General features: G+C 32.7%; 2 protein-coding genes. Both read left to right on the top strand.

The window, feature by feature from the left end; genetic code table 11:
• The first annotated feature begins 39 nt into the window (after nucleotides 1-39).
• The gene (locus N4270_RS17065; protein ID WP_260098562.1) at nucleotides 40-411 is read left to right on the top strand and encodes a transposase; all 372 of its coding nucleotides are present in this window, start codon (nucleotides 40-42) and stop codon (nucleotides 409-411) included.
• Complete coding sequence (locus N4270_RS17060; protein WP_367399968.1) at nucleotides 381-1262, top strand: IS3 family transposase; 882 nt, start codon at nucleotides 381-383, stop codon at nucleotides 1260-1262. The genes N4270_RS17065 and N4270_RS17060 overlap by 31 nt, the downstream gene beginning before the upstream one ends.
• Nucleotides 1263-1302: the final 40 nt, after the last annotated feature.

The following is a 1302-nucleotide window of genomic DNA, read 5'->3' as shown; positions in this document are numbered from 1 at the left end:
TGACCCGTCCTGAATATAGGCTACATAATTTTAAACATTATGTACAAAAATGACAAAATAATTAGACGGTATTCAGAACCTTTTAAACTGAAAATTTTAGACGAACTTACAACCGGAAAACACACAAAGAGCGAACTATGCAAACTCTACTCTATTGCACCAACAACCGTTAACGAGTGGATTAAAAAGTATAATCGTAAAGACTTAATGAACACCAGAGTAAAAGTGGAAACTAAAGACGAAATATCTAGAATCAAAGCACTTCAAAAAGAAATTGAACAGCTTAAAAAACTACTGCTTAAAAAGGATCTCGATGCATTGGTATTGGATTCTTACCTAGAAGTAGCAGCTGAAGATCTAGGTTACAAATCTGTTGATGAATTAAAAAAAAAGCTAAGTATAAAGCCTTAATCAAAGCCAAAGAGAAATCTAAGGGATTTGCTTCTTTAACAACTATAACACATTGTTTTGGACTTAAACGTGATGCTTATTACAAGTATAAAGATAGAGCTGACAAACGTTTAAAAATCGAACAACAGATTATTGAAATAGTACACAAAAGACGCAGATTCCTTCCTAGAGAAGGTGTACGCAAACTCAAAGTATCACTAGATAATGAGTTTTCCAAAGCCAATCTTAAAGTCGGTAGAGATACTTTGTTCAATATCCTTAGAAAACACAAAATGCTAACACTTAGAAAGAAATACAGTAGTAGAACCACCAACTCATACCATCGTTTTTATAAGTACAACAATATTATAAAAGATCTGGAAGTGAATAGACCAAACCAAGTTTGGGTGTCAGATATAACCTATATCAGAACCGTAAAAGGGTTTTGTTATCTAGCCCTCATTACTGACATGTATTCTCGTAAAATCGTTGGTTATGACATAAGCGATAGCCTAGAACTAAAAGGCTGTCTTAGAGCTCTTAATAAGGCTTTAAATAAAGTGAAGAGTATTAAACAACTTATTCATCATTCTGACAGAGGCATACAATATTGTAGCAATCAATACACACAAATTCTTAAGAGAAAAAAGATTGGAATCAGCATGACTGAAGAAAATCATTGCTACGAAAATGCAATGGCTGAGCGTGTAAACGGTATCTTAAAAGACGAGTTCTATCTCGATCAGACCTTTACTGACGTGACTCACGCTAAAAGAGCAACAAAAAATGCAATTAATTTATACAATGAAATAAGATTACATTTATCTTTAGACTATAAAACACCAAATATGGTATACTTAAAAACAGCTTAAATCAATTTTTAACCTGTAGCCATATTTCAGGACTAGACAT

The organism is Psychroserpens sp. SPM9 (genome assembly GCF_025153525.1).
Taxonomy (GTDB): domain Bacteria; phylum Bacteroidota; class Bacteroidia; order Flavobacteriales; family Flavobacteriaceae; genus Psychroserpens.
This window is presented reverse-complemented; position numbering and strand designations above follow the sequence as displayed.

Coding starts and splice junctions, on each gene's coding strand:
- N4270_RS17065 (WP_260098562.1), top strand. CDS start 40: ATGTACAAAAATGACAAAATAATTAGACGGTATTCAGAACCTTTTAAA.